The sequence below is a fragment of the Butyrivibrio sp. WCD3002 genome, assembly GCF_000424265.1.
Taxonomy (GTDB): domain Bacteria; phylum Bacillota; class Clostridia; order Lachnospirales; family Lachnospiraceae; genus Butyrivibrio.
This window is the reverse complement of record NZ_AUJO01000002.1, coordinates 239327-265122: the sequence shown is the minus strand read 5'-3', so window position 1 is coordinate 265122 and position 25796 is coordinate 239327. Positions and strand designations below refer to the sequence as shown.

General features: G+C 42.9%; 25 protein-coding genes. 14 read left to right on the top strand and 11 right to left on the bottom strand.

Features of this window, described 5'->3' with window-relative positions; translation table 11 throughout:
• Positions 1-106 precede the first annotated feature (106 nt).
• Positions 107-577: an IS200/IS605 family transposase gene (gene tnpA / locus G608_RS0104535; RefSeq protein WP_026495039.1), complete on the top strand. Its 471-nt coding sequence runs from the start codon at positions 107-109 to the stop codon at positions 575-577.
• 163 nt (positions 578-740) lie between these two features.
• On the opposite strand, the gene G608_RS0104530 is transcribed toward tnpA, so the two are convergent.
• Genes G608_RS0104530 through trxA form a run of 3 tightly spaced genes read right to left on the bottom strand, consistent with a single transcriptional unit; the run spans position 741 to position 1856 of the window.
• Positions 741-1310, bottom strand: coding sequence for a 4Fe-4S binding protein (locus G608_RS0104530; protein WP_026495038.1), 570 nt, complete (start codon positions 1308-1310; stop codon positions 741-743).
• Entirely contained in the window at positions 1307-1555 is a 249-nt protein-coding gene (locus tag G608_RS0104525; RefSeq protein ID WP_442852209.1) for an ATP-binding protein, read from the bottom strand. The genes G608_RS0104530 and G608_RS0104525 overlap by 4 nt, the downstream gene beginning before the upstream one ends.
• Complete coding sequence (trxA, locus tag G608_RS0104520; protein WP_026495036.1) at positions 1533-1856, bottom strand: thioredoxin; 324 nt, start codon at positions 1854-1856, stop codon at positions 1533-1535. Before trxA ends, G608_RS0104525 begins: the two co-directional genes overlap by 23 nt.
• Before the next feature lie 600 nt (positions 1857-2456).
• On the opposite strand from trxA, the gene trpB reads away from it, so the two are divergent.
• Positions 2457-3650, top strand: coding sequence for a tryptophan synthase subunit beta (trpB, locus tag G608_RS0104515; RefSeq protein WP_035794663.1), 1194 nt, complete (start codon positions 2457-2459; stop codon positions 3648-3650).
• Entirely contained in the window at positions 3643-4443 is an 801-nt protein-coding gene (gene trpA / locus G608_RS0104510; RefSeq protein WP_026495034.1) for a tryptophan synthase subunit alpha, read from the top strand. The genes trpB and trpA overlap by 8 nt, the downstream gene beginning before the upstream one ends.
• A 53-nt stretch (positions 4444-4496) precedes the next feature.
• Here trpA and G608_RS0104505 read toward each other — a convergent pair whose 3' ends face one another.
• On the bottom strand, positions 4497-4736 hold the full coding sequence (locus tag G608_RS0104505) for a hypothetical protein (RefSeq protein ID WP_026495033.1): 240 nt from the start codon (positions 4734-4736) through the stop codon (positions 4497-4499).
• Positions 4737-5069: 333 nt separating this feature from the next.
• Here G608_RS0104505 and G608_RS0104500 point away from each other — a divergent pair, with 333 nt between their 5' ends.
• Positions 5070-5633, top strand: coding sequence for a TetR/AcrR family transcriptional regulator (locus tag G608_RS0104500; protein WP_026495032.1), 564 nt, complete (start codon positions 5070-5072; stop codon positions 5631-5633).
• Positions 5634-5662: 29 nt separating this feature from the next.
• Positions 5663-8083 (top strand): alpha-galactosidase, encoded by a 2421-nt coding sequence (locus G608_RS0104495; RefSeq protein WP_026495031.1) that lies wholly within the window; start codon positions 5663-5665, stop codon positions 8081-8083.
• Between the two features lie 70 nt (positions 8084-8153).
• On the opposite strand, the gene G608_RS0104490 is transcribed toward G608_RS0104495, so the two are convergent.
• The 6 genes from G608_RS0104490 to G608_RS0104470 all read right to left on the bottom strand — a co-directional run bounded on the left by G608_RS0104490 (position 8154) and on the right by G608_RS0104470 (position 14462).
• Positions 8154-9035 carry a DegV family protein gene (locus tag G608_RS0104490; protein WP_026495030.1) on the bottom strand — a complete coding sequence of 294 codons (882 nt, stop codon included), beginning with the start codon at positions 9033-9035 and terminating at the stop codon, positions 8154-8156.
• Between the two features lie 129 nt (positions 9036-9164).
• On the bottom strand, positions 9165-9398 hold the full coding sequence (locus tag G608_RS24110; RefSeq protein ID WP_255345316.1) for an EAL domain-containing protein: 234 nt from the start codon (positions 9396-9398) through the stop codon (positions 9165-9167).
• Between the two features lie 17 nt (positions 9399-9415).
• Positions 9416-9955 carry an EAL domain-containing protein gene (locus tag G608_RS24105; RefSeq protein WP_442852211.1) on the bottom strand — a complete coding sequence of 180 codons (540 nt, stop codon included), beginning with the start codon at positions 9953-9955 and terminating at the stop codon, positions 9416-9418.
• Entirely contained in the window at positions 9886-10752 is an 867-nt protein-coding gene (locus G608_RS23840; protein WP_242829335.1) for a hypothetical protein, read from the bottom strand. Before G608_RS23840 ends, G608_RS24105 begins: the two co-directional genes overlap by 70 nt.
• A gap of 381 nt (positions 10753-11133) precedes the next feature.
• On the bottom strand, positions 11134-12546 hold the full coding sequence (gene cysS / locus G608_RS0104475) for a cysteine--tRNA ligase (protein ID WP_026495027.1): 1413 nt from the start codon (positions 12544-12546) through the stop codon (positions 11134-11136).
• 443 nt (positions 12547-12989) lie between these two features.
• Positions 12990-14462 (bottom strand): ISLre2 family transposase, encoded by a 1473-nt coding sequence (locus tag G608_RS0104470; protein ID WP_026495026.1) that lies wholly within the window; start codon positions 14460-14462, stop codon positions 12990-12992.
• A 184-nt stretch (positions 14463-14646) separates the two neighbouring features.
• Here G608_RS0104470 and G608_RS0104465 point away from each other — a divergent pair, with 184 nt between their 5' ends.
• Positions 14647-15834 (top strand): transglutaminase domain-containing protein, encoded by a 1188-nt coding sequence (locus tag G608_RS0104465; protein ID WP_026495025.1) that lies wholly within the window; start codon positions 14647-14649, stop codon positions 15832-15834.
• Positions 15835-16019: 185 nt separating this feature from the next.
• Here G608_RS0104465 and G608_RS0104460 read toward each other — a convergent pair whose 3' ends face one another.
• Positions 16020-16292, bottom strand: coding sequence for a hypothetical protein (locus G608_RS0104460; RefSeq protein ID WP_026495024.1), 273 nt, complete (start codon positions 16290-16292; stop codon positions 16020-16022).
• On the opposite strand from G608_RS0104460, the gene G608_RS23530 reads away from it, so the two are divergent.
• The 8 genes from G608_RS23530 to G608_RS0104420 all read left to right on the top strand — a co-directional run bounded on the left by G608_RS23530 (position 16279) and on the right by G608_RS0104420 (position 25777).
• Positions 16279-16452 carry a hypothetical protein gene (locus G608_RS23530; protein WP_196810127.1) on the top strand — a complete coding sequence of 58 codons (174 nt, stop codon included), beginning with the start codon at positions 16279-16281 and terminating at the stop codon, positions 16450-16452. The two genes, G608_RS0104460 and G608_RS23530, sit on opposite strands and share 14 nt — an antisense overlap.
• Positions 16453-16809: 357 nt before the next feature.
• Positions 16810-17325 carry an MFS transporter gene (locus G608_RS0104445; RefSeq protein WP_026495023.1) on the top strand — a complete coding sequence of 172 codons (516 nt, stop codon included), beginning with the start codon at positions 16810-16812 and terminating at the stop codon, positions 17323-17325.
• Positions 17326-17345: 20 nt separating this feature from the next.
• Complete coding sequence (locus tag G608_RS23835) at positions 17346-18893, top strand: glycoside hydrolase family 3 C-terminal domain-containing protein (protein ID WP_242829334.1); 1548 nt, start codon at positions 17346-17348, stop codon at positions 18891-18893.
• An 18-nt stretch (positions 18894-18911) separates the two neighbouring features.
• Positions 18912-19823 carry a glycoside hydrolase family 3 protein gene (locus G608_RS23830; protein ID WP_242829333.1) on the top strand — a complete coding sequence of 304 codons (912 nt, stop codon included), beginning with the start codon at positions 18912-18914 and terminating at the stop codon, positions 19821-19823.
• Between the two features lie 2 nt (positions 19824-19825).
• Entirely contained in the window at positions 19826-22414 is a 2589-nt protein-coding gene (locus G608_RS0104435) for a family 78 glycoside hydrolase catalytic domain (protein ID WP_026495022.1), read from the top strand.
• Positions 22415-22583: 169 nt separating this feature from the next.
• Complete coding sequence (locus G608_RS0104430) at positions 22584-23063, top strand: methylglyoxal synthase (RefSeq protein ID WP_026495021.1); 480 nt, start codon at positions 22584-22586, stop codon at positions 23061-23063.
• Positions 23064-23105: 42 nt separating this feature from the next.
• Positions 23106-23981 (top strand): ATP-dependent sacrificial sulfur transferase LarE, encoded by an 876-nt coding sequence (gene larE, locus G608_RS0104425; protein ID WP_051208831.1) that lies wholly within the window; start codon positions 23106-23108, stop codon positions 23979-23981.
• A 92-nt stretch (positions 23982-24073) separates the two neighbouring features.
• On the top strand, positions 24074-25777 hold the full coding sequence (locus tag G608_RS0104420; protein WP_242829332.1) for a carboxylesterase/lipase family protein: 1704 nt from the start codon (positions 24074-24076) through the stop codon (positions 25775-25777).
• Positions 25778-25796: the final 19 nt, after the last annotated feature.

The following is a 25796-nucleotide window of genomic DNA, read 5'->3' as shown; positions in this document are numbered from 1 at the left end:
TGCTATGCAGGGGGACAACAGCTGCTTTAGCTTACAGTAAAATACCTCCCGTGTTAGAATTACTTACGGTTCGCCAACCAAAGTAAAACACAGGAGGTAGTCCAAAATGGACATGAATAGTTTATCACACACAAAGTGGGACTGTAAGTATCACATTGTGTTTGCACCAAAGTTCAGAAGAAAGATTGCATACGGGCAGTTAAAGGCTGACATAGCAAATATTCTCAGTACATTATGCAAAAGGAAAGGTGTAGAAATAGTAGAGGCGGAAGTGTGCCCGGATCATATACATATGCTTGTGAGAATCCCTCCAAGTATGAGTGTTTCGAGCTTTGTAGGGTATCTAAAAGGAAAAAGTACGCTTATGATATTTGAAAGGCACGCGAATCTTAAGTACAAATTTGGAAATAGGCATTTCTGGTGTAGAGGATATTATGTTGATACAGCAGGAAAAAATGCGAAAAAGATTCAAGAATATATAAGAAATCAATTAAAAGAAGATTTAGAGTATGACCAGATGACATTAAAAGAGTACATCGACCCGTTCACGGGTAAGCCGGTAATACAAAACAAATAATACGAGCCCAGGGGGCTCAGTAGATAAATGATGTTGCGGCTGGCGAACCATTCGGCGAGTCTTTAGACTCAGTGCCGGTAACAGGCCCTTATAGGGCCAGAACAAACCACCGGCTAAGCCGGTGGTTCTGATTACATGAATACCATATATATTGATAATATAATCAATGATTTTTTATCTTGCAAATTCCCTGAGTCATGGTGCCCATGGGACAAAAAGCACACCAGGTTCTGGGGCGATAAAGGGCCATTACTATAAGACCGATAAGTGTGGAGGTGAGCATGAGACTGTAAAAGCCGTAGCTGAACTGAGTTATCCATGCTGGAACGCTTGTAACTGTATAGGCCCACTGCCACGGAACCTTGAAGGTCCAGAACAGCTTCACCACTGTCTTAAGGGATGCGCCGCCATAAACAAGATAAGTCTGATAGATCATGTTGCCGAACATTGTCATGAAAAATGCAAGGAACCCATATCTGAAAAACTTGCTGTACATCCAGCTTGGAGCAACCTTTCTGTTTTTCATTTTAAGTGCTCTTGGTATTATGGCAAAAAGCTTTCCTCTGCCGCAGTATCTGTTACAGAATGCCTTTCCGCCGCCTATGGAAGCAACAATGATTGGAACGATAAAATCGATCATTCCAAGCCATGCAAATAAAATATTGAAAAAGCCCAGCGAAAAATAAACTATGGGCCAGATCCATAAATAGTCGTACCAGTGTTTCTTCTTCATTTTTTCATGTCCAATCTTTCTACCAGTGTGATGCACCCTGTGGGGCAGGTTCGGCTGCAGAGTCCGCAGCCGATGCATTTATTTATGTCTACATCCGCAAAGCATCCGTTAATGGTTTTAATGGCGCCTACGGGACATGCTTCCATACATGCCCCGCAGCTTACGCATATTTCTTTATCTACTACCGCATTTTTTCTGGTCATCTTTTTCTCCCGATATACCTTATGCTGAAATAAGAGACTCAAGCTTAGATGAGAGAATTGCTTCAGGCATTCCTCCGACTTCTGTATCCACAACCTGACCGTTCTTTATAAATACGAAGCTGGGAATGCTCATTACGCCGTACTTCGCTGCAAGAGCAGGCTCTCTGTCAGTGTTGACCTTTCCAACCTTAACCTTGCCGTCGTACTTTTTAGCCATCTCTTCCACAACGGGGAGCATCATACGGCAGGGACCGCACCAGTCTGCGTAGAAATCTACCAGTACGGGGATGTCGCTGTTGATTACTTCTTCATTAAAATTTTCTTTTGTAAACTGATATTCCATTTTTATTACCTAACCTTTCTTAAAAGCATTTTTAAATCGTTCTGATAATGTTAGTATATGTGGTACGAAAAATATATCAAGTACGCAGATTATATATACGTGGTACGAAAAAACTGAGTAATGGAAAATAAATGGATTTTTCATCATTAAAATAAGAGCAAAATTAATCTTTTGAAAAAATTAAATTCGCACCTTGACGATGCATGGTCATGAGAGTAGAATATGAACAACTTAATACTTTAAACCGTTGAAGTGGAGATAACGGCAATGATGCCTTTACAGAGAGCCCGATTAGCTGAGAGCGGGTGAGAAACAAGTTGTCAAATGGACCACAGAGGGCGTAGATAAAAAGTGAGATATCAGAACTTCCGATTTACGATTTTCTAAACTGAGTATTCTACGACGTGAAGGCATACGTTAGTTGCCTGGGATATGTTGGTATCCTGTGAGGCGCATGGAAGTCCATGAATTCAAGGTGGCACCGCGGATTATTAGATGATTCGTCCTTGACAGAAATAATAGTTTCTGTCAGGGACTTTTTTAGTTATAAGCAGAGCCACTCGCAAGACCAGGAGCAGAACTTCATTTAAGGAGGAAATTATGAGTACAGACAAAAAGGGAAGATTTGGAATTCATGGAGGACAGTACATTCCTGAGACACTTATGAATGCCGTAATAGAGCTTGAGGAAGCCTATGAGCATTACAAGAATGATCCTGAGTTTAACAGAGAGCTTACAGAGCTTTTGGATGAATATGCCGGAAGACCTTCAAGACTCTACTACGCAGAGAAAATGACAAAGGATCTTGGCGGAGCAAAGATTTATTTAAAGAGAGAAGATTTAAATCACACAGGCTCCCATAAAATAAATAACGTTCTCGGACAGGCTCTTCTTGCTAAGAAGATGGGTAAGACAAGACTTATCGCTGAGACAGGTGCAGGTCAGCACGGAGTTGCAACAGCTACAGCAGCTGCTCTTATGGGAATGGAATGTGTAGTTTTCATGGGAGAAGAGGACACCAAGAGACAGGCGCTTAATGTATACAGAATGAGACTTCTCGGATCCGAGGTTATTCCGGTAACCACAGGTACAGCCACCCTTAAGGATGCAGTTTCAGAGGCTATGCGCGAATGGACTACCAGAATTGATGACACACATTACTGCCTCGGTTCGGTAATGGGACCTCATCCTTTTCCGACAATAGTAAGAGATTTTCAGGCTGTAATATCAAGAGAGTCAAGGGCTCAGATATTGGAAAAAGAAGGAAGACTTCCAGACGCTATTGTAGCCTGTGTTGGAGGTGGATCAAATGCCATCGGAAGCTTCTATCACTATATTGAAGATGAAGGCGTAAGACTGATCGGCTGCGAAGCTGCAGGACGCGGAATCGATACCTTTGAGACAGCAGCAACTGTTAATACCGGTAAAATAGGTATTTTCCATGGAATGAAATCCTATTTCTGCCAGGATGAATATGGTCAGATAGCACCGGTTTATTCCATCTCAGCGGGACTTGATTATCCCGGAGTCGGACCTGAGCATGCACATCTCCATGACATGCACAGAGCTGAATATGTGCCGGTTACAGACGATGAAGCGGTAAATGCCTTTGAGTATCTTTCAAGAACAGAGGGAATCATCCCGGCTATAGAATCAGCTCACGCAGTTGCTCATGCAATAAAGCTTGCACCCACAATGAGCAAGGACCAGATTATAATCGTAACTATCTCAGGAAGAGGCGATAAGGACTGTGCAGCCATCGCCAGATATAGAGGGGAGGACATCAATGAGTAATATAAAGAAAGCATTTGAAAACGGAAAAGCATTTATAGCATTTATAACCTGTGGAGATCCGGATCTTGAGACCACAGGAAAAGCAGTCAGAGAAGCAGCAAAAAACGGTGCTGACCTTATAGAGCTTGGAATCCCTTTTTCTGATCCCACTGCTGAAGGTCCTGTCATTCAGGGAGCAAATATCCGTGCACTGGCAGGTGGTATAACTACTGATAAGATATTTGAATTCGTAAAGGATCTTAGAAAAGATGTAGATGTTCCCATGGTTTTCATGACCTATGCAAATGTAGTTTTTTCATACGGCATCGAGAGATTTGTTAAGACCTGTAAAGAAATCGGAATGGACGGACTTATCCTTCCCGACATTTCCTTTGAGGAAAAGGAGGAGTTCTCCGAAATATGTGAGCAGTATGATATTGATTTCATTTCTCTTATAGCTCCTACATCCAAGCAGAGAATCGCAATGATAGCAAAAAAGGCCAGCGGTTTCCTTTACATCGTATCAAGTCTTGGTGTTACGGGAGCAAGAAGCGAGATAAATACAGACCTTGCATCTATGGTTGAGCTTGTTAGAGAAAACACAGATATTCCCTGCGCCATAGGCTTTGGAATTTCAACCCCTGAACAGGCAAAAAAAATGGCCGATATTTCCGATGGAGCTATAGTCGGATCAGCCATTGTAAAGCTTCTTGAAAAGCATGGAAAAGAAGCACCAAAATATATCGGTGAATATGTTAGATCCATGAAGGATGGAATGAACAATAATTCAGCTATGGATAAGCTTGGAGCCTGAAGCAGAGAGCCCGGGGTTCTCGGTATCCGGTGAGGGTAATTGTGGTTAATAAATCATTTGGGCGGAGCTGCCTTGTAGGATTTGTGGAGTTGCAGGTTCTCGCAGTCCGGAGGTGAGTTATACAGAGAATTGTTTCGAACCTTACAGGCAGCATTTCTGCAGTCTCTGCATCTATAGCCTGAGTGATTTGAGTACATTCTTTTGCATTCAAGGGAGCAAAAAGCATTATTGCTTTCTCTGGCTGTAAAGAGCCTTCCACAATTCATACAGATATTTCTTGTATTGTGAGCCATAGCTTTCCCTCCTTTGCTTTATTTTGTAAAACATGCGGAATCTGTGATTAGCAGGTTCCGTTTTTATCTTAATATAATGATATCATTAATCGTAATAAAGAATTAAAAGTTTATAGTTATTTCATAAGTTCCGGTACTTATGGAAACTATTTCGTGATAAAATGTTTATATGCCACAAAATTCAAAGCGTTTTGGAAAATGTATATAGTTCCAAAAATGATTGAAGATTGACTTAATATTTGATAGTATATAGATATGGAAACTGAAATTCAAAAACAAGTTCCCTAACATCTGTAGCTAATAGAGTTTTAAAAGAGAAGGTAAGGAGTATTTATGAACGAAACAAGAGTAAAGATTCTTGAAGCCGTACTTACAGAGTTCAAGGAAAAAGGTTCAAAGTTTACCATGGATGATGTAGCATCTGATCTTCACATGAGTAAGAAGACCATCTACAAGGAGTTCGATGATAAGGAAGAGATATTCGATGCTCTGGTTGATTACTGCTTTGATTCCATAAAAGAAAAGGAGGCAGAGATCCTTGCAGATAACAGCCTCTCAACTGTAGAGAAGATTGAGAAAATCATGATCTGCATGCCTGATAAGTACAGGGATGTGGATTTTCGCAAGGTATTTACTCTTAAGGATAAGTACCCGAAAATTTATGCAAAGGTACAGAAGAGACTTGAGAATGACTGGGGTGATACAATCGGCCTTATCGAGAAGGGTATTGCCGAGGGTAAGGTAAGAAATCTTCCCATCCCTGTTATCAAAGCTATGACAGAGGCTTCAATTGAGAGATTTTTAAGTTCAGATGTACTTCTTGAGGGAAATACTACTTACGAGGATGCACTTCAGGTTATGATCGATATAATCATGAGGGGTATTTGCGTTAAGTAATTTAAATATATTAAAGTGGGGACTTTAAAATGATAATCAGAAATGAGAACGTATTTCTGCTGCAGACAAAAAACAGCAGCTATTTTCTTCAGGTGCTTCCATCAGGTCATGTGGAGCACCTTCATTATGGGAAATCCATTCTTTCCAGGGGGCAGTATGAGGAGCTTTTAAGGGCTGATAAGGAGGACAAAAAAATAGTCCTTCAGATGGCTAAGGCCATGGAAATAAAGCATCGTCACGAAGGCGGAAACATGATCGTATATTCGCCTGATCACTATCCGCTTTGTCTTGAGGTTATGCCGCTTGAGATGTCTTCCTTTGGAAAAGGCGATATTCGCGAGCCTCTGATCGAGGTATCACACGCTGACGGCTCTCTGACCAGTGATTTTCTTTTTGAGAGCGCAGAAATTCTTGATGATATTTCAAAACTTGATACACTTCCAAGCTCCTATGACGATGGGCAGGAGCTTAAATTTAATGATGAGACTATAGATAAGGCAGCTCAGCTTGTACTTACACTTAAGGACAAGGAGTATGGTCTTCGTCTTGATCTCATTTATAAGGTCTATCCCGAGTGTGACACAATTACCCGTACTTCAGTTTTATATAACGACAGCCAGGAAAAGATAGTTGTTGACAGGCTGTTATCCAATCAGCTGGATTTCCAGAGGGTTGGCCTTAAGCTTACAAGCTTCCACGGACGCTGGGCTGATGAGATGAATATGTCTGACAGCATCTGTACTGCAGGAAAAGTAGTTAATGAGGAAATCTCAGCAGGCGAGTCCGGAAGCAGAAGTAATCCCTTTACTATGATAAGCGGACCTGATGCCACGGAAGAGGCAGGCGATGTATATGGTCTTAATCTTATTTACAGTGGTAACCATTACAGTGCGCTTTCCGCAAACGGGACCTTCCTTTCACGCTTTGTGAGCGGAATTCAGCCTACAGGCTTTTCATGGACTCTTGAAGCAGGTGAGAAATTCGAGGCTCCGGAAGCAGTTATGACCTTCTCTGATAAGGGCTTCCATGGGATGAGCGTAAGGATGCACGATTTTGTCAGAAAGCACATCGTTCGCGGAGAGTGGCGAGATAAGGAAAGACCTATCCTTATAAATAACTGGGAGGCTACCTATTTTGACTTTGATGAGGGTAAGCTTCTTAGAATTGCAAAGGATGCAGCTAAGGCAGGCATTGAATTATTTGTTCTTGATGACGGCTGGTTTGGCAAGAGAAACGATGATAAGGCAGGTCTTGGTGACTGGACAGTAAATACCAAAAAGCTTCCGGACGGATTAAAGGGACTTGCAGATAAGATAAACGGTCTTGGAATGAGCTTTGGTCTCTGGGTTGAGCCGGAGATGGTAAACGAGGACTCAGATCTCTTCAGAGCTCATCCTGAGTGGGCAGTGAGAATTCCGAACAGACCCCATTCACTTGGAAGAAATCAGATGATCCTTGATTTCACAAGGAAAGATGTTCAGGATTACATCATAGATGCCATGAGTAAAGTATTTTCATCGGCAAATATTTCTTATATCAAGTGGGATATGAACAGAGTATTTTCTGATACCTTTTCAAGAGAGCTTCCCGCTGACAGGATGAAGGAATTTACCCACAGATATTACCTTGGCCTCTACAGAGTTATGGGCGAGCTTACAAAGAAATTTCCTAAGATTTTGTTTGAGGGATGCTCATCAGGCGGTAACAGATTTGATCTTGGTATATTAAGCTACTTCCCGCAGATTTGGGGAAGTGATGATACAGATGCAGTATGCAGAATGGATATTCAAAGGGGCTACAGCTACGGATATCCCGTTAATACCTTTGGTGCTCATGTATCAGCATGTCCTAACCACCAGACACTGCATACCGTGCCTCTTGAGACAAGATTCTCAGTAGCTGCCTTTGGCTGCTTTGGATATGAGCTTAACTTAAGCGAGTTATCAGATGAACAGAAAAAGCAGGTGGCAGATCAGGTTGCTTTCTATAAGGAGTGGAGAAAGGTATTCCAGTATGGCGATTTCTACAGACTTGATAAGTATCGCTTTATGGCAGTATCAAAGGATAAATCGCTGGCTGTGGCACTTATTTTCCAGAAGGAGTGCAGACCTAACGATGATTATCTCGCTCTCAGAACAATGGGACTTGATCCTGACAAGGTTTACAGAATCGCTAACCGTCAGGTTAAGATCAATATCAAGGCCTTTGGAAGCCTTATAAATACAATGGCTCCCATTCATGTTAAACAGAATGGAATCATCCATGGAATGATAGATAAATTCTACAAGATGCAGAGTGAGAAGGAAGAAATCACAACAACAGGCGGAGTAGCAAACAGCTGCGGGGTACGTCTTGGACCTGACTATGGCGGAACAGGCTACGGTGAGGATACAAGAATGTTCAGAACCGACGATACAAGACTCTACGTTATCGCAGAGGTTCAGGAATAAGAAGTTAAGCAAAATATTAGCCGGATACTTTCATAACGAAGTATCCGGCTGTTTTGTATTTGGAAACTATTTAATCAACGCGCTTTTTACCGACAAAGAAAAGTGCTACGGTTCCGGGGCCAGTGTGGCTTCCGATTGTGGTACCGATATCATAGACTTCAATCTTTCCCTTCATGTTAGGTATAAGCTGTTCTATCTCAGCAATAAGTGCATCCGCATCCTCTCTGCAGGCTGACTGGGAAATATAGCATTTTCCGTTATAATCTGCACCGCCATCAGCACATTCCAGCATCTTGTTTGCAGCGGCTCTTATAACTGCAGCCTTTCCGCGAAGCTTGGCTCTTGCAATGAGGTGACCTTCAAAATCAACGTTGAGAAGAGGACAGATCTTAAGAGCTCCGCCAAAGAAACCGGCTGCCTTTGAAACTCTTCCTCCGCGTACAAGGTAGGTTAAGTCTGTTGTGAAGAACCAGTGATTGATATTAAGTCTGTTCTCGAGAGCCCAGTCACGGAGCTCATCAATGCTCATTCCTGCATCTCTTCTGTCAGCAAGCTCATCCATAAGAAGACCAAAGCCTGAGGATGCTGCAAGTGAGTCGACTATGTAGATTTTTCTTCCGGGAAATTCACTTGAGAGAATATCGGCTGCAATGTTAGCAGAATTTATGGAACCGGATATTCCCGAACTAAGTGTAAGGTGAAGTATATCAAAACCCTCTTCAAGAAAAGGCTTGAAGTGCTCTATATATTCCTCGGTATTTACCTGGGATGTTTTTGTCATGGCACCCTTAGCCATATCATTATAAAAATCCGCAATTGGATATTTACCGTCATCTAAATACTGCTTACCGTCAATCTCAAAGTGAAAGCAAACATATTTTATATCTCTTTTTTCAAAGTGTTCCTTATTCAGGTCTGCGGTGGAGCAGCAGCTGATAACATACTTGGACATTACAAATCCTCCCTCTTACGTAAACTACGAATAACATGATACCACAGACTACCGGATTATGCTAACTATGTGTAGAAATCGCCCGCACCGAAGATTTTTGAAAATGACCGCAGGGGTTCCCCGGGTTTCTTATTTTTCCGGTGATGGTGATTTGACCAGAAAGCTGCTTTCGAAGGTCTCGGCGGTGCAGGGTTTGCCGAAGTAGAAGCCCTGGGCGATGAAGATGCCAATGTCCTGCATCTTTGTGAGTTGGGAGGAGGTTTCTACGCCAACGGCGCAGGTTTTGATGTCCATGGTATCTGCCATAGACTGGATAGATTTCGCAAGGAGAAGGGCTTTATCGTCCTTGTCTGCTCTTTCGATAAGAGAGTGTGAAAGCTTTATAACATAACTGTTGTGCTTATATCAAGGCCCATCTTGGATAGAGGGAACTTTACTCTTGTGGACTCGCTTTTTAGGAATGATATAAAGGTTGAATCCAGAAGCTGCAAAGCAGATAAATTTATTGACATATAGAACTCTGTATTGTATTTTTCATTCCATTTTGTGAACTGGGAGAGTGCTTCCCTGACAATCCAGATTCCCAGCTTTCCCATAAGTCCAACATCTTCAGCGACAGGGATGAGCTCGTCTGCTGAATATTCAAAGGATGCTTCCGTTTTAAGACGCGGAAAGACCTCTGCACCGAAAATCTTTCCTGTCTCCGTGTTTACAAGGGGCTGATAGTGCAGCACAAAATCATTTTCCGGAACGGCATTTTCCAAAAGCTCCTGAAGATTATTATGCCGTGCAACTGATGGAACAAGGGCCTTATCAAAATACTTGTAGTTATCTCTTTTGGTGCTGGCCTTTACCATATACATGGCTGCATCAGCGTATTGAAGAAGAATATCGGGATTTGACGAATCCTTGGGATACAGCGATATTCCGATACTTCCTGACAGATTGAAGCTGTAGGTATCAAGCTCCACCGGAGTGCATAAAAGAGTCTGGATTTTTCATAGTCAGCGGTGAGATTTTTAATAAAAGAAGTGCTGTAGCGCCTGTTATACAGGCCTGTAAGGATATCTGTGGAGGAAAGTCTTTTCAGGTTGTCGTTTGCTACCTTAAGATCCTGCGTTTTCTGTGCGACCTGTTCTTCAAGCCTTTTATTCAGGTTTTTCTCGCTTTCAAGAAGCGATTCATCAAGCTGAGTATTTTCGAAGGTGGCAGTCATAATCCAGTAGCCCATCACAGCTATGAGGATGTAGAAAAATTCGTTTTCGGACAGGAAATGTATAAGGAACAGCGCAAGGTCTGTTGCTGATATGCATATTACACCCAGCATCAGACGCTTCTTGGACTTTTTATTTCGCTCATAGGAACGAAGGCCAAACTCATATTGATATTTCTCCTGGAAGTAAGCGCCAAGAGACATTAGTATCATGCACAGTATATAAACAAGGTCCATGAAAACATTTTCGGCATCAAGACCGAGGGCCTCTACATAGGTGTACTGGAAATCCAGAACTATATAGGAAAAAATACCCAAAGGAATAAGGGTGGTACCCTTTTTTATAGTCAGCCCTTTAATGAGGCGAAGAAGATAAATTGCCAGCATTATCATGAAAAAGTTTACGAAGAAATATCCAAGGGCCCTGACATAAGTAATGAAGGGCATAAACTGTAAATAGCTTGCATAAATCGCCAATTCCCCAGCAGAGGATACCGAAGCCAAAACACAGGATGTTCCATCCAAATTCAGGAACACCCTCGGCACAGTTATAGCAAAGTGCAAAGGATAGAAGAGTTACCAGGGGTGAAAAAAGGACAATAAAATATGTAGCCCCGGCAAAGGTTGAAATGACGAGACAGATGTATGAAATAGCAATATAGACTATCAGTCTTTTTTCAAGTCTTTAAAGAATTCCATAGCCTAAATATAGTTGCGAAGCATATAATATTACGTTTATATTATAAGTCCTGAAAAAGTCGATAAGTATTAAAACAAAGTAAATTATTCTTATATGAAAATAAATATTGAGTCAGCCAAATGAAAATAAAAACGCTCTGCACAACTGTGTGCAGAGCGCTAAAAACTCATCAAAGAATATATGGATCAAGCCTTCTCCCAGACTGTTCCCTCACGGGTATCCTTTATAGTGATGCCCTTTGAAGCCAGCTCGTCGCGGATAGCATCGGCAGCTGCAAAGTCCTTTGCTTTCTTTGCTTCCTTACGTTTAGCGATCATTTCTTCAACGTAAGCGGCAAGGTCTGAATCAACCTCAGAGGATGCTTCCTCGGCCTTAAGAAGATCAAGAGAGAGAACCTCGTCAAAGCTCTTGATAAGTGCCTTCTTGGTCTTATCATTTGTATCGGCCTTGAGTACATCATATACAACAGTGATGGCACTTGAGGTATTGATATCTGAGCAGAGAGCAGCTTCGAAATTAGCTCTGTATTCAGCAAATACCTTCTCGTCAACTTCGCCGTCATCTGAAAGTGAAAGAATTCTCTTCTTTAACTTATCATAGGTAGCTGCAGCCTGATCCAGTGCATCGTAGGAGAACTGAAGAGGCTTGCGGTAGTGACTCTGCAGGCAGAAAAGTCTGTAAACAACAGGGTTATAGCCCTTTTCTTCCAGAAGAGAAACTGTAAGGAATTCGCCCTTACTCTTGCTCATTTTTCCTGTCTGGTCGTTTAAGTGATGTACATGGAACCAGTAGTTGCACCATTTGTGTCCAAGGAATGACTCACTCTGCGCAATTTCATTTGTGTGGTGAGGGAAAATATTATCAACACCGCCGCAGTGGATGTCCATGTATTCGCCAAGGTGCTTCATGGAAATGCATGAGCACTCAATGTGCCAGCCGGGATATCCAACACCCCAGGGGCTGTCCCACTTAAGGGCCTGATCTTCGAACTTGGATTTTGTGAACCAGAGAACGAAGTCGTTCTTATTTCTCTTATTGGTATCTTCACTTACATCATCTCTTACGCCAACGAAGAGGTCTTCCTCGTTATGACCTGTAAGAACGTAGTAGTCAGTGAGCTTTGAAGTATCGAAGTAAACATTCTCACCTGCAACATAGGCAAAGCCTTTCTCAATAAGAGACTCTACCATGTGAATGAACTCGGGAATGCAGTTTGTTGCAGGCTCTACCACATCGGGAGTCTTGATGTTGAGCTTCTTGCAGTCAGAGAAAAATGCATCTGTGTAGAATTTTGCGATCTCCATGACAGTTTTATGCTCACGTTTTGCACCTGCCAGCATTTTGTCCTCACCTGTGTCGGCATCGCTTGAAAGATGTCCTACATCAGTGATATTCATTACTCTTTTTACATCATATCCGATATAGCGAAGAGTTTTCTCTAGAATATCCTCACAGATATATGTGCGCAGATTTCCAATATGTGCGAAGTGATAAACGGTGGGGCCGCAGGTATACATAGCAACCTTGCCGTCCTCGTTAGGCACAAAGGTATCGATTTTCTTAGTAAGTGTGTTGTAGATATTAAGCTTGTTATCCATATTTATCTCATCTTCTTATCATAGATTTGGCATGGTATCCGGAAAAAACATGATTAGTGGCTTCCCCTTGGATAAACACCAAGCATAATTATACAAAAAAAGAGCAGATATGCCAACATTTAAGGGAAACGAAGACGGCGTAAATTTACTGTAGGATTTGAAAGGGTAGATTGCTCCTGTGATCAGTTCAGATGTTCAAACCTTACTCATTATAGCGCCTGGTTGGATGACAGTTCAAGGCTGTCATTCTAATCCTTGGTCTGCTTGTTGACTACTTTATCTGTCATGGAATACCAGTCAACCCTGCGCTGTGCGCACCGCGAAGCGGCTGCGGGGTTGACAGGCATTCCATGGCAGATATTCTGTAGTCAAGCAGATCAAGGATAGGTGTGCGCTCTGGCGCACTTTATTCAAGGGCAGAGGCGTCAGCCTCTGGCTTCCTTTTAGAACAGTTTCCAGATGTAGTTATGCATTCCGATGCTCATCCACTTCTTCAGTTCTGCACTAAGCTCTACCTGTATGCTATCGACATACTTTCCCCACGCCGGATGGGAATGCTGTTTGTCTTTTACCTGAGCCACTACAGTCTCTGCTTCCTCTGCTCCGGCAGCCTTAGGCATTACTGTCTTCTGATAGCGCACAAGTTCCAGCATATCCCTTTTGTTCCATGTATAGGCACTGAGTCTTGCCATCTTATCAGCGCCTTTTCGACTCCAGCCCATTGGAGTCATGCTCATTCTTTTTGACAGGACATGACTGACATGACCTTCAGTACTACATCCAGGAATCCTCCTGTATCTAAGCCTTGTCTTGGCTGCAGACCAGTTATCAAGTATATAATCAGCGCCTTCCTGTATACGTTTCATTTCCTTATCGTTTGAGGCATGATATTCAAGCATATCTACCACAGACAGGAAATCTTCCTTACTTCCATCCTTGATCATTTCACAGAGAAGCTTTCTGGCATCATCAGCACTATCCATCAAATGATTTGTCATCTTTATCAGGTATTTTTTGAGGTGGAACTCGTCCATCACATATGTGATGCCACTTATCCTTTTTCCTCCAGCCTTAATCCAGGCTCCACCATCTGCTCCGAGGTATATCCTTTTTATGCTGCTTATGTCATAGTTATTGTCAATATATGTGTAGACTTCGTCCCAGAGTTCACTGTTTGCTTTGCCTTCATAAGAACCACAGAAGAAATGGGCATTAACAAGGTGATGTCTTGTACTCTTGGGAGCATCCTTTTCAATGCCTTCATGTACATAGACAAGTTTGTTTATCATTCCATTGAGTTTTCTTCCATACTGGTTGACCTGGAGATCCCCCTTTTCTTTCTGGAACTGAAGCGACACATGATCTTCATCAGCCTCTATATACAGATACTCAACCTTGCGTTTTCTGCCTCTTCTTTTCTGTTCCTTGGGGAACTCAAGAGCATGTATCTTATCCTTTACAGTCTCTTTGCTGACCTCATCAAGGATGCTTGCTGCTTGTCCACCTTTATGATAAGAGGTCTGGACGCTCTCTGATAAGAGCTGTGCTATGGCATCTTCTGACATCCTTTCATGAGGGTCAAATGAAAGCATGTCATCCAGTAGATATCTGCGTTCTCCTGTTACCTTGTTCTTAAACAATGTTTTGGAAAATATAACCTTTCCAATTGAGGTGATAAGGGCCTTCTCGTCAGTCCTTACCACTTCCCATTTTTCCTTTCTCACAGGACTGTCTTTTAATATCTGGTTGCAGGTTGTAAGGGTTTCAGAAATATAATCCAACGCCATCTGAAGCGCTTCATTCCTGACCTTGTATATGAAGCCTGCAAAGTCTCTTGGATCCTCTGAAAAAACTTTTGATGCCTCCTGAAGATTTGGTACTCCATTCTCAATAAAATGCTGTATACTATTTAACACAAGGGGACTCCTCCATTTAGTTGTATTAGGCTTGCACACCCAAATATCAACTATACCATGAAGGAAATCCCCTTTTTCAATTAATCCTACAAAAACTTTACGCTAGCGGAAACGAATTTGCTTCACACTTTAGGAAAAAGCAGTTATAATTAGATTGCTTTAATATGCAAATGAGGATTTTATTATGATGAAGAAAAGATTAGGGAAAGTCTTTGCGCTTGCACTGGCGGCCATACTTATTGCAGGTGTGCCGGCTCAGTCAGGAATCACAGCCAGTGCGAAGATCACTACTACTAAAATAGGGCAGCAGGCCGGAGAACTGCCGGAGGGCTGGACAAGCTATGGCGGTTTTGGCGGTGCAAGATATTATGGCACTGAGGCAGTGGTTACGATTCCTTCAGAGATCACTGAGCTGGGCAGCTTTGCCATATATGAAAATTCTTATGTACAGGTAATTCGCATTCCGGCTACAGTAAAAAGCATTGAAAGTTGGGCGATTTATGAAAATCCGAATCTCCGTTACATCGTCTTTGAAGGCGATACCCGGATGGAGGAGTATTCGGTCCGCAATTGTGACGCTCTTAAGAACATAGTCACACCCTTTAAGGACAGCAGTGCCGAGAAAATTGCGGATTCTATAGGAGCCTTTGTAACAAGAAATGAAAAGGAAGGCTTTGTTAAAAAGAATGTTTATCTTCTTGCAGGAGATAAATTTGTTCAGCCTGTATGCAACACTGTTTTTGATGATTATGTCTGGACCAGCTCCAAGAATTCGGTGGTAACCGTGGATGCTACCGGCAGGATAAAAGCAAAGAAGTCCGGAAAAGCGGTCATTACAGCGAGCAACGCTTACGGAACCTTTTCCTATAAGGTTAATGTATATAAAAAGAGTGTTCAGAACCGTGTAAAGCAGGTTAAGAAGCTCGAGATATCCAAGAAGATGTCCGACTACGAAAAGGTAAGAGCGGTACATAACTGGATGATCAGGAACATTTCCTACGACTATAAGAATTATTTAAAGAGAACACTTCCATATAAGGTATACACAGTTGAAGGCGCACTTCTTGATAAGAAATGTGTTTGTCAGGGGTATGCCCTTGCCTTCAAGAAGATGATGGATGAGTATGGTGTGGCCTGCGTCGTTGTAACAGGAACGGCAAATGGTGGAGGTCATGCCTGGAACATGGTTAAGATCGGCGGAAAGTGGTATCACATAGATGTGACCTGGGATGATCCCATAACGGATGGAACAGATGGTAATACTCAGATTTTTTATACCTATTTCCTTAAGTCCACATCATATATGAATAAGAACCAGCATTCATTCTCGGTTAGAAATTATCCCAGATGCAACAGCAAAAAGTATGATTGAGTTTAAAAGAGCAGATTTATTCTGCTCTTTTTTTATACCGTGGAATTTTTATAGGTGCTGCATATATAAAGATATATATACTAAGAAAAATGTAAAGCCTGCGGATATAGGAAAACACGAGGATAATATTCCGAACAGGCGTGAATATTATAGTAGGAGAAAGGAAGAAGCATTGAAGCGCCATTCTAAAGATTCCTACGACATGCCTGCACATGCTTCTGGACACCTGAAATAATGCTTTCCTGAAAGCGTTCATTTTCCGGCTGACAGAGCAGAATGCCAAAGGTAGTACCGTGATCTTTTACATAATTTAAAAATAACTCAATGGATTCCATCGTATTCATGGGACTGTTAATGTTACTGAGGTTCTCGAAGGTTTTTTCGAGAACCTCTTTTTCTATGTCTTCAAGAAGCTCAAACTGATCCTGATAATGCAGATAAAATGTGGATCTGCTCATCTCGGACAAGTCACATATCTACAACATCGGCGGCGGAGAGAACTGCCGCATAAGTACCTATGATATGTACAAAATAATGTATGGAAAAATGGGCTTTACGTCCCTGGACCCTGTGATAGAGCCAAAGTATGTGGCAACAAGGAATTTTCACGGACTGTAACAAGGTTGTACATATCGATCACGGTTATGATGAGTCTAAGCCGGAATCGGAACTTACTTTAGAAGATATGAAGAAGGCGGTCACTGGTGTGATGAGTGCGAGAGAAAATCCTGGAACTATGGAATGAAAGCAAATAAGGACAAGTTTTTTGCACAGGTTTGGAATCCCCTTCATGAGGCTGACGAAATAAGGGAGTATCCAAAGGTTGTAAGCGAACTGGATGTATGGTGACACAAAATTATAATTAATTTCACGTAGTTACAATAAATACAGGGTGGCCTCCTCTAAAATGTAAGTATAGAGAACTGCGGCAAGTGGCGCAGACACAGAAAGAGTTGAATCAGGAGGTTACGCATTATGTCGAAAAAGGCATTGGGACTGGACAAATTCGGTGTCCGGAAGGTTATGAGAAAAGGGGATTACTTTGCAGACTCTTTGGGACAGTTTGCACTTAATTCCATAGCTGGCTTGGTTGGTCAGCTGACTTACTTTTACACTGATAAGGTCGGAATGGCAGCAGGAGCCGTAGCAACGGTATTTTTTATCACAAAGATTATAGACGCATTTACGGATATAATTATGGGTAATATAGTAGATCACACTGCGCCTGGAAAAGAGAAGTACAGGCCATGGATTTTGAGAATGGCAATTCCTGCAGCACTGGTGATTATAGCGCTGTTTACGGTGCCGTCCTATGATGGTATGGCGGAGGTTCTCACACCTGCGGTAAGACAGGCTATTTACGCATTTTCTATCTATATTCCGTTAACTCTTTTCGTTATAATGTTTATATTAACAGCTATGTTTGATTTAGAGGCAAAGCTGCCTGAATTAAGAGAACAGACAAGGATGAGAAAAGAGGCAAAGAACTGACTTTGCAGGGCGGAGGAATTATGCAGCAGTATGAAAAAGAGCACCTTAATCTGGTACAGGAAAATGCAGCAGAATGCACGGTTTTATTAAAAACAGACGGATCATTTCCTTTGGAAAAGACGGGGGAAATAGCTGCTTACGGCGCAGGAATCAGATACACCGTCATGGGCGGAACAGGTTCAGGTGAAGTAAATACCAGGTTTTCATACACAATAGAGCAGGGGCTTGAAAAGGCCGGCTTTGCGATCACCACCAAGAAGTGGCTTGATGAATACGACCTTGTAAGAAAAGAAGCCAAGAAGGCTTTTTATAAAGAACTGAAAAAAGAAGCCAAGGAAAAGCACGAAAACGCCATCATGTACACCATGGGTAAGGAAATGAGAGAGCCCTGGCATGAGCTTTCTCTTGATGGGAACGGTGATGCGGCTATATACGTCCTTAGCAGAAACTCAGGCGAGGGCAGCGATCGCACAGCTCTTGAGGGTGATGTGAAGCTTGCAAAATCTGAGGTAAGAGACATCCTTGCCCTCAATAAAAAATATGAGAAATTCATGCTGGTCCTTAATGTGGGCGGAGTTGTGGACTTATCTCCTGTGATGGAAGTAAGAAACATCTTGCTTTTATCGCAGCTTGGAATAGACTGCGGTGGCGTTCTTGCGGATATCCTTCTTGGAAAGAAGAACCCTTCCGGAAAGCTGACCACAACCTGGGCCACATGGGAAGATTACAGCAGCGAAGGAACCTTCGGCGATTGGAACGACACAAACTACAACGAGGGAATCTATGTGGGCTACAGGTATTTTGATACCGTGGGTAAAAGGCCACTGTTCCCCTTTGGTTATGGAACATCCTACACAGATTTTGAGATTAAAACAGATGATGTGATTTCTAAAGGCGATCTTTTTACTGTAAAGGTCACCGTGAAGAATACAGGAAGTTTTCCCGGAAAAGAGGTAGTTCAGACCTACGTATCTCTCCCTGATGGAAAGCTGGGTAAGGCCTATCAGGAGCTTGCCTCCTTTGCAAAGTCTTCACTTTTAAAGCCTGGAGAGAGTCAGCAGCTTGAAATGAGCTTTGGGCTTTCTGATCTGGCATCCTATGATGAAGAAAATTCAGAATACATCCTTGAAAAGGGCGATTACATCATAAGAGTAGGAAACAGCTCGGCGGATACTGAGGTTATCGCTGTGGCAAAGCTGGACGAAACTGCCACTACTCTTAAGGCGAAAAATGTCCTTGGCGATCCGGGATTTAAGGATATAAGAATTGAAAGAAACGGCACAGAGCAGATTTCCTCTGATGCGAAGGTTGTTGGTAATGGTGCAGAGCAGGTCCCTTCTGATGTGAAGGTTATCAGTATCAGCGCAAAGGATATTCCCTGCGGCAAAGTTGAATATGGTGTTTTGGGTGAAATCGATGAAAGAGTTAAATCTTTTACCGATGAAGAGCTTTCATACTTTGCGATAGGTAATTTCGATGTAAATACAAAGGGGCTTAGCATAATCGGAAATGCTGCAACACACGTTGCAGGGGCAGCAGGAGAGACCACATCACAGCTTGGACTTTAAGGGGTAAAACCTCTTATTATGGCAGATGGTCCTGCGGGTCTTCGAATTGCAAAACAGTACTACGAGGATGAGAGCGGAGCCCACAGCGCAAGCGGCGCGGGCATGATTCCCGAGAGTATGCTTGAAGCAATGAATCCTGTTGTGAGATTTATCGCAAAGAAGCTTGTTGGCGGGAGTAAAACACCTAAGGATACTGTTATAAAGGAGCATTATGCTACGAGAATCCCTATCGGCACAGCCATAGCCCAGAGCTTTAACCTCGAACTGGCAAAGGCTTTCGGAGACATGGTTGGAAGCGAGATGGAGATGATGGGAGTAAACCTTTGGCTTGCCCCTGCTCTCAATATTCACAGAAGCATTCTTTGCGGAAGAAATTTTGAGTACTACTCTGAGGATCCGCTGGTGTCAGGACTTATGGCAGCAGCCATTACAGAAGGCGTTCAGAAGCACAAGGGCTGCGGTACCACCATAAAGCACTATGCGGCCAACAATGCAGAGACCAACAGATACTGCAACAACAGCCATGTAAGCGAGCGTGCTATGCGCGAGATTTATCTTCGCGGCTTTGGAATTTGCGTAAGAAATTCCCAGCCAAAGGCCGTTATGACAAGCTACAACCTGCTTAACGGAACACACACCTCTGAGCACAGAGGTCTTATCGAGGATATCTTAAGGGCAGAATACGGCTTTAAGAGCATCGTTATGACAGACTGGGTTATCAGCGCAATGGACAGCAAAAAATCAATCTATCGTAACGCCCTTTCAAATGAGGTAGCGGCAGCAGGCGGTGATCTTTTCATGCCGGGCTGTAAGAAGGATTTCGAGAATGTGGTAAAGGCCCTTAAGGATGGAAAACTATCCAGGCAGCAGCTTGAGATAAACGCTTCAAGGCTTATCAGAACTATAGATGACATGTTAGGAAATGGATGAAAATGAAAGCGACCAGATTAAGAACAGAATACTTGAAAAATCCAATCGGAATAGATATTAGAAAACCGCGACTTAGCTGGGTATGCGAGGGCGGCAAAAAACAGAGTGCCTATCAGATAAAGGCCTTTGATGACAGAGGAACGATTCTCTGGGATACAGGGAAGGTTTCATCAGACAGAATGCACCTTATCTCCTGGATGGGTGATGCGCTAACTAGCAGAACCAAAGTTTTCTGGCAGGTTCAGCTTTGGGATGAGAATGATGTTCAGGGAGAAATCAGCGAAATAGCTCAGTTCGAAATGGGACTTCTCTCAGGCAGCGACTGGACATCAAAATGGATAACAGGAGATTATGTTCCTGAAAAGAAAACAAGATATCCCGCAGACTGTTTTAAGAAAAGCTTTACTCTTCCTTCAGATAAAAAGGTAAAAAAGGCACGGGCATACATGACCGCCTGCGGCTTATATGAAGGAAAGCTTAACGGAGAAAAGATCGGAAAGTCCATGCTGGCTCCCGGAATCACTGACTATAGAAAGCGCATTCAGTACCAGACCGTGGATATTACAGACAGTATCAGATCAGGCGAAAACGAGCTGTTTTTCATGCTGGCAGATGGCTGGTACAGGGGCTCCGTCGGTGCCTGGGCCATGAAAAACTACTACGGTTCTGAGACAAAGCTTCTTGCACAGATAGAGGTTTTCTATGAGGATGGAAGCTGCGATGTAATTGGCACAGATGATTCTTTTCTCTGGACAAACGAAGGTCCCGTCAGGTTTGCCGATAATAAGGACGGCGAAATTTATGATGCGAGGAAAGAGTCATTTGAAAATGTGAACTGGAGCAAGGCGAAGGTTACTAGCCACAACGTTGTTCCCACCGCTTCCAATAACTTCCTTTTGACAGAGCATGAAAGGTTATCTGATCCTGAGCTTATCACCACGCCTTCCGGTAAGAAGGTCCTTGATTTTAAGCAGAATATCGCAGGAATTGTTGAGTTTAAGCTAAATGCCAAGGCGGGCCAGCGCATTTTTATGCGTTTTGGCGAGCTTATGAGAGATGGCGAATTCACCCAGAAAAATATCCAGTGCGTAAGAAAGAATCTGATAACGCCCCTTCAGCAGGTGGAGTATTTTTGCAGGGATGGTTTGAACGAATACAAGACAAGGTTTGCAATATTTGGTTTTCAGTACATCGAGGTGGAAACTGATTTTGATATAAATCCCTCTGATTTTACGGCGATCGCGGTATACTCTGATTTTGAGACCACCTATGAGTTTAACTCCTCCAATGAACTTTTAAATAAATTCGTGGTAAACACCTTGTGGTCCCTTAAAAATAATTCGGCAGATCTGCCTACAGACTGCCCCACAAGAGAGCGCCACGGGTGGACGGGAGATGCGCAGCTTTTCCTGAACACGGCTACATATATGACAAACTATCTGCCCTTTGCGCTTAAGTTTGAAAACGACCTCTGCGACTGGCAGGGGGATGACGGGAACTTTCCGCAGATTGCTCCAGAGGGCGGAACCGACAGCTACATGAGAGTAATGAACGGCTCAGTTGGCTGGTCAGATGCAGGAATCCTCATTCCCTACAGACTTTGGAAAAAGTACGGCGACAGGTCAATAATCGAGAATTACTACGAAAATATGAAAAAGTATGCGAAGTACATGATCGGTCGCACAGGAAAAAAGCAGTTTTTGGTTTCAGAAAAGACAGGGCTTCAGAAGGCTGACTCCAAATATCTCTATAACATGGGGCAGCACTACGGAGAGTGGGCTGAGCCTGAGGATGTGCATAAGCTCACCTATAAGGACTTTATGACCTCAAGACCTGAAGAGGCTACAGCTTATCTGTACTATGTCATGGATGTAATGGTGGAAATAGCAGAGGAACTGGGAAAGACAGATGATATCCAGCTTTACGAAGAGTATAGAGACGGAGCTAAGGCCACCTATCAAAAGCTGCGTCACCTTCCAAAGTACACCCTTGATACTGACAGACAGGCAAGGCTTGTAAGACCTTTGTACTTTGGACTCCTTGATGAAAAGGACACGGCTTTTGCAAAGGAAAGGCTTATTAAGGCTCTTGATAACTACGATTGGAGAGTGGGAACCGGATTTTTATCGACACCTTTTATCTTATATGTGCTTAGCGAAATTGATCCCGAATATGCCTACAAACTTCTTGAAAATGAGAAACGTCCCGGCTGGCTTTGCATGCCAAAGGCAGGAGCCACAACTATCTGGGAGGACTGGGCAGGCCCCGATTCTGACAACGGAAAAGGCGGCGGAATCGCATCCCTAAACCACTATTCAAAGGGTGCTGTCTGCGAGTGGATCTTTGAGGAGATGTGCGGAATTAAGGTTGCGGATGAGAATCTTTTCATAATAAAGCCTGTACCCGGCGGCCACTTTACTCACGCCTCAGCAAGCTATGACAGCGCCTACGGCAAGGTCTCCTGTGGCTGGAAGAAAAAGGAAGATGGTTCATACGAATACGAGATAACCATCCCTGCAAATACCACAGCAGTTGTGGAACTACCAGGCAAAGAACCCGAAGCAGTTTCTGCTGGAAAATATAAATATTAGATTCCATTTTACATTTGTGGTGTTGTATGAATACTCGGAGACAGGTATATAAGATAGAAAAATACATATATTTTGTATACTTTTTTTGTCAGCGACTGTATACGGCAGAGGCAAGCTTGTATAATGAAAAATAAGTAAGAATATCAATAAAAACAAGGAGGATAAGGGTATGACAGATACAATTACTCTTACTATAGGAAAACAGAAAAATATTGCGCTTATTGCCCACGATGGCAAGAAGGCTGAGCTTATACAGTGGTGCAAGGATAATGCTGAGACACTTAAGAAGCACTTCCTTTGCGGAACAGGAACAACGGCACGTATGATTACGGATGCCACAAACCTTCCGGTAAGGGGCTACAATTCAGGTCCCCTTGGCGGTGATCAGCAGATTGGTGCCAAGATCGTAGAAGGAAAAATTGACTTTGTAATTTTCTTCTCAGATCCGCTTACGGCAGCACCTCATGATCCCGATGTTAAGGCGCTCATGAGAATTGCACAGGTTTACGACATTCCTTTTGCAAATAATAAGGCTACTGCTGACTTCCTCATTCATTCAAGCTACATGGATGAAGAGTATAATCACGACATCATCAACTTCAAGCAGAACATCGCGAACAGAGCGGAGACACTTCCAAGCGAAATGTGAAAAACAGATTTTAATAAGTGTCAGTACGGCTTAGAGGACTTTATGATAAAAACAAACGAACCCATTTCAGGGGATTTGCAGGAAAAACTAAATAAGCTTGAAGACTACATCAAAAGCCTTGGCTCCCTTGCTGTGGGCTTTTCGGGAGGCGTGGACTCAACATTTTTGCTGGTAGTTGCAAAAGAGGTTCTTGGAGATAAGGCCCTTGCCATCACCGGTTCTGCGGTGTTTGTGCCGGAGAGAGAAGCGGCGGAAGCCACAGACTTTTGTAAGGAGCGGGGAATAAAGCAGGTCATCTGCAAGGTGAACCCACTAACGCTGGAAGCCTTTAAACACAATCATCCTGACCGCTGCTATCACTGCAAGAAGATGATCTTTTCTGAGATAAAAAGGGTGGCAAAGGAGAACGGAATAGAATATGTGGCAGAAGGCTCCAATATGGACGACCTGGGTGATTATAGACCGGGACTTAAGGCAGTTGAGGAACTTAAGGTAACAAGCCCTTTGCGAGAAGCAGGACTTACCAAGGATGATATAAGGAAAATATCCAAGGCCATGGGGCTTCCCACCTGGAGTAAGCCCGCCTATGCATGCCTTGCATCAAGGTTTGTGTACGGCGAAGAGATTACAGAGGAAAAGCTTCACATGATTGATCAGGCGGAACAGTTCCTTATTGAGAATGGCTTTATTCAGGAGCGTGTGCGTCTTCATGGTAATCTTGCAAGAATCGAAGTGCCTGCGGAGGACATAACAAGACTTGCTGCAGAAGATATGCGAAATGCTATCTTCACTAAGTTCAAAGACATAGGATTTATGTACATAACTTTGGACCTACAGGGGTACAAAATGGGTAGCATGAATGCAGTTTTAAAACATGAAAGGCAAAACAGGTGGCATACACAATATTCATTTTCATAATTACAGCTTTATATTTATTTTTTCTTGAACTATCTAAAAACACATTAATTGGCTGGGCTGTTGCAGTAATTCTTGCAGGCAGCCTGCTTTTTATGAGAAGACATCTGAAAAGCAAGAGCAAATGGAATGCAATAAAAGCAGGGGGACTGTTCCTTATTTTGCTGATGTTTTTTGGAGTAAATTACTATTGTACACAGCCGCCTGTAAAAAGAGTTGCTGCTGTGGATGTAAGAAATCCCAAAGCTACTGAGGTGGTTCATGTATCTCAGGGAGACCTCACTGGTGTTGTAAATGAAAAGCGACAGGTGGAGGTTTTTGCAGGGCTTCCCTATGCGAAGGCACCTGTGGGCGAACTTAGATGGAAGGAGCCTCAGGAAGCAGAAAGCTGGGATGGAGTAAGAGCCTGCGATACCTATGGACCTATGGCAATGCAGAAGACATCTGCAGTTTGGTATTCTTCTTTGTCGAAAATTCTTGGAACTCATGATTACAGGTTTTCGCTAAAGGATCAGTACAGGGATGAGGTCAGTGAGGATTGCCTGTATCTTAACGTCTACAGACCTGCCGATTATAATGGGGAGCCTCTTCCCGTAGTTTTCTTTGTGCATGGTGGATCACTTACAACAGGCTATTCTTATTACACAGAATATCGCGGAGAGAGCTTTGCAGAAAAAGGGGTAATCTTCGTAAACTTTGCCTACAGGCTCGGAATCTTTGGATACATGGCAAACGAAGAGCTGGCGGCAGAATCCCCAAATGGAACCACCGGAAACTATGGTCTTCTTGACCAGATCATGGCTCTTAAGTGGGTCCATGAAAACATCGGAGCCTTCGGCGGAGACCCTGACAATATTACTATTGCAGGAGAATCAGCAGGTTCATCCTCAGTGAATGCGCTGTGCGTATCACCTCTGACAGAGGAACTTTTTGTAAGAGCTATTGCTGAAAGCAGCGGAATAGCTGCAAAAAAGCCCTATCATACTTTTAGGGATATGTCAGAAGCCCTGGATACCGGCAGAGAAATTCTAACTGAGTTTGGCGCATCCAACGTAAGTGATTTAAGAAAAATAGAAGCGGATAAGCTTGTAACCACCACATCCCAGAACAGTGATATGTGTGTGGACGGCTATGCAATTATTGAGCAGCCCTATCTTACCTATGAAAAGGGAGAAAATCACGAGCAGGCGCTTCTTAACGGTTCAAACCTTAAGGAGGCTGATGCCTTTCTTTTGGATACCGAGGCAACCAAGGAAAACTATGAGGAGCTTTTAGAACCTATACTTGGCGATTTTTCAGCGAAGGCAGTGCAGCTCCTTCCTCCCGGAGAGGTAGAAAGAGATTCTTATTTTATCATTGATCCAAAGGGTGAAGCCAAGGGCAGCCTGAACTACATATACAGCGATGCATGGTTTTCCTACAGTCACAATGTGTGGAGTAAATACATGGAACAGCAGGGCAGACCCGTGTATCAGTATTTTTTCACTAAGACCAATAATTATCTTAGCAACAATCACGCAGGTGAGATGGTCTACGCCTACGGCAATCTGGACTACCACCCCGGAATGTATGATGAGAGTGATTATGTGCTTTCTGAAAAAATGCAGACCTATTGGACTAACTTTTCAAAAACAGGAGATCCAAACAAGGGAAGCGACGCTGAAATTAGTCTTGAGGAATGGCCTTTATGGAACTCAGAAGAGGACAAGCTGTTAGAGCTTAATGATGAAATCAGACTTATCGATAATCCATATCATGAGCTGAATAAAATAATTGATGAGTATCAAAATGAGCAGTGAAAAACATGGGAGGTTTTAA

Coding starts and splice junctions, on each gene's coding strand:
- G608_RS23835 (WP_242829334.1), top strand. CDS start 17,346: ATGCAGCAGTATGAAAAAGAGCACCTTAATCTGGTACAGGAAAATGCA.
- G608_RS23830 (WP_242829333.1), top strand. CDS start 18,912: ATGGCAGATGGTCCTGCGGGTCTTCGAATTGCAAAACAGTACTACGAG.
- tnpA (WP_026495039.1), top strand. CDS start 107: ATGGACATGAATAGTTTATCACACACAAAGTGGGACTGTAAGTATCAC.
- cysS (WP_026495027.1), bottom strand. CDS start 12,546: ATGGATAACAAGCTTAATATCTACAACACACTTACTAAGAAAATCGAT.
- G608_RS0104495 (WP_026495031.1), top strand. CDS start 5,663: ATGATAATCAGAAATGAGAACGTATTTCTGCTGCAGACAAAAAACAGC.
- G608_RS0104465 (WP_026495025.1), top strand. CDS start 14,647: ATGATGAAGAAAAGATTAGGGAAAGTCTTTGCGCTTGCACTGGCGGCC.
- G608_RS0104500 (WP_026495032.1), top strand. CDS start 5,070: ATGAACGAAACAAGAGTAAAGATTCTTGAAGCCGTACTTACAGAGTTC.
- trpB (WP_035794663.1), top strand. CDS start 2,457: ATGAGTACAGACAAAAAGGGAAGATTTGGAATTCATGGAGGACAGTAC.
- trxA (WP_026495036.1), bottom strand. CDS start 1,856: ATGGAATATCAGTTTACAAAAGAAAATTTTAATGAAGAAGTAATCAAC.
- G608_RS0104460 (WP_026495024.1), bottom strand. CDS start 16,292: ATGAGCAGATCCACATTTTATCTGCATTATCAGGATCAGTTTGAGCTT.
- G608_RS0104420 (WP_242829332.1), top strand. CDS start 24,074: ATGAGAAGACATCTGAAAAGCAAGAGCAAATGGAATGCAATAAAAGCA.
- G608_RS0104505 (WP_026495033.1), bottom strand. CDS start 4,736: ATGGCTCACAATACAAGAAATATCTGTATGAATTGTGGAAGGCTCTTT.
- G608_RS0104435 (WP_026495022.1), top strand. CDS start 19,826: ATGAAAGCGACCAGATTAAGAACAGAATACTTGAAAAATCCAATCGGA.
- trpA (WP_026495034.1), top strand. CDS start 3,643: ATGAGTAATATAAAGAAAGCATTTGAAAACGGAAAAGCATTTATAGCA.
- larE (WP_051208831.1), top strand. CDS start 23,106: ATGATAAAAACAAACGAACCCATTTCAGGGGATTTGCAGGAAAAACTA.
- G608_RS0104490 (WP_026495030.1), bottom strand. CDS start 9,035: ATGTCCAAGTATGTTATCAGCTGCTGCTCCACCGCAGACCTGAATAAG.
- G608_RS0104430 (WP_026495021.1), top strand. CDS start 22,584: ATGACAGATACAATTACTCTTACTATAGGAAAACAGAAAAATATTGCG.
- G608_RS0104445 (WP_026495023.1), top strand. CDS start 16,810: ATGTCGAAAAAGGCATTGGGACTGGACAAATTCGGTGTCCGGAAGGTT.
- G608_RS0104530 (WP_026495038.1), bottom strand. CDS start 1,310: ATGAAGAAGAAACACTGGTACGACTATTTATGGATCTGGCCCATAGTT.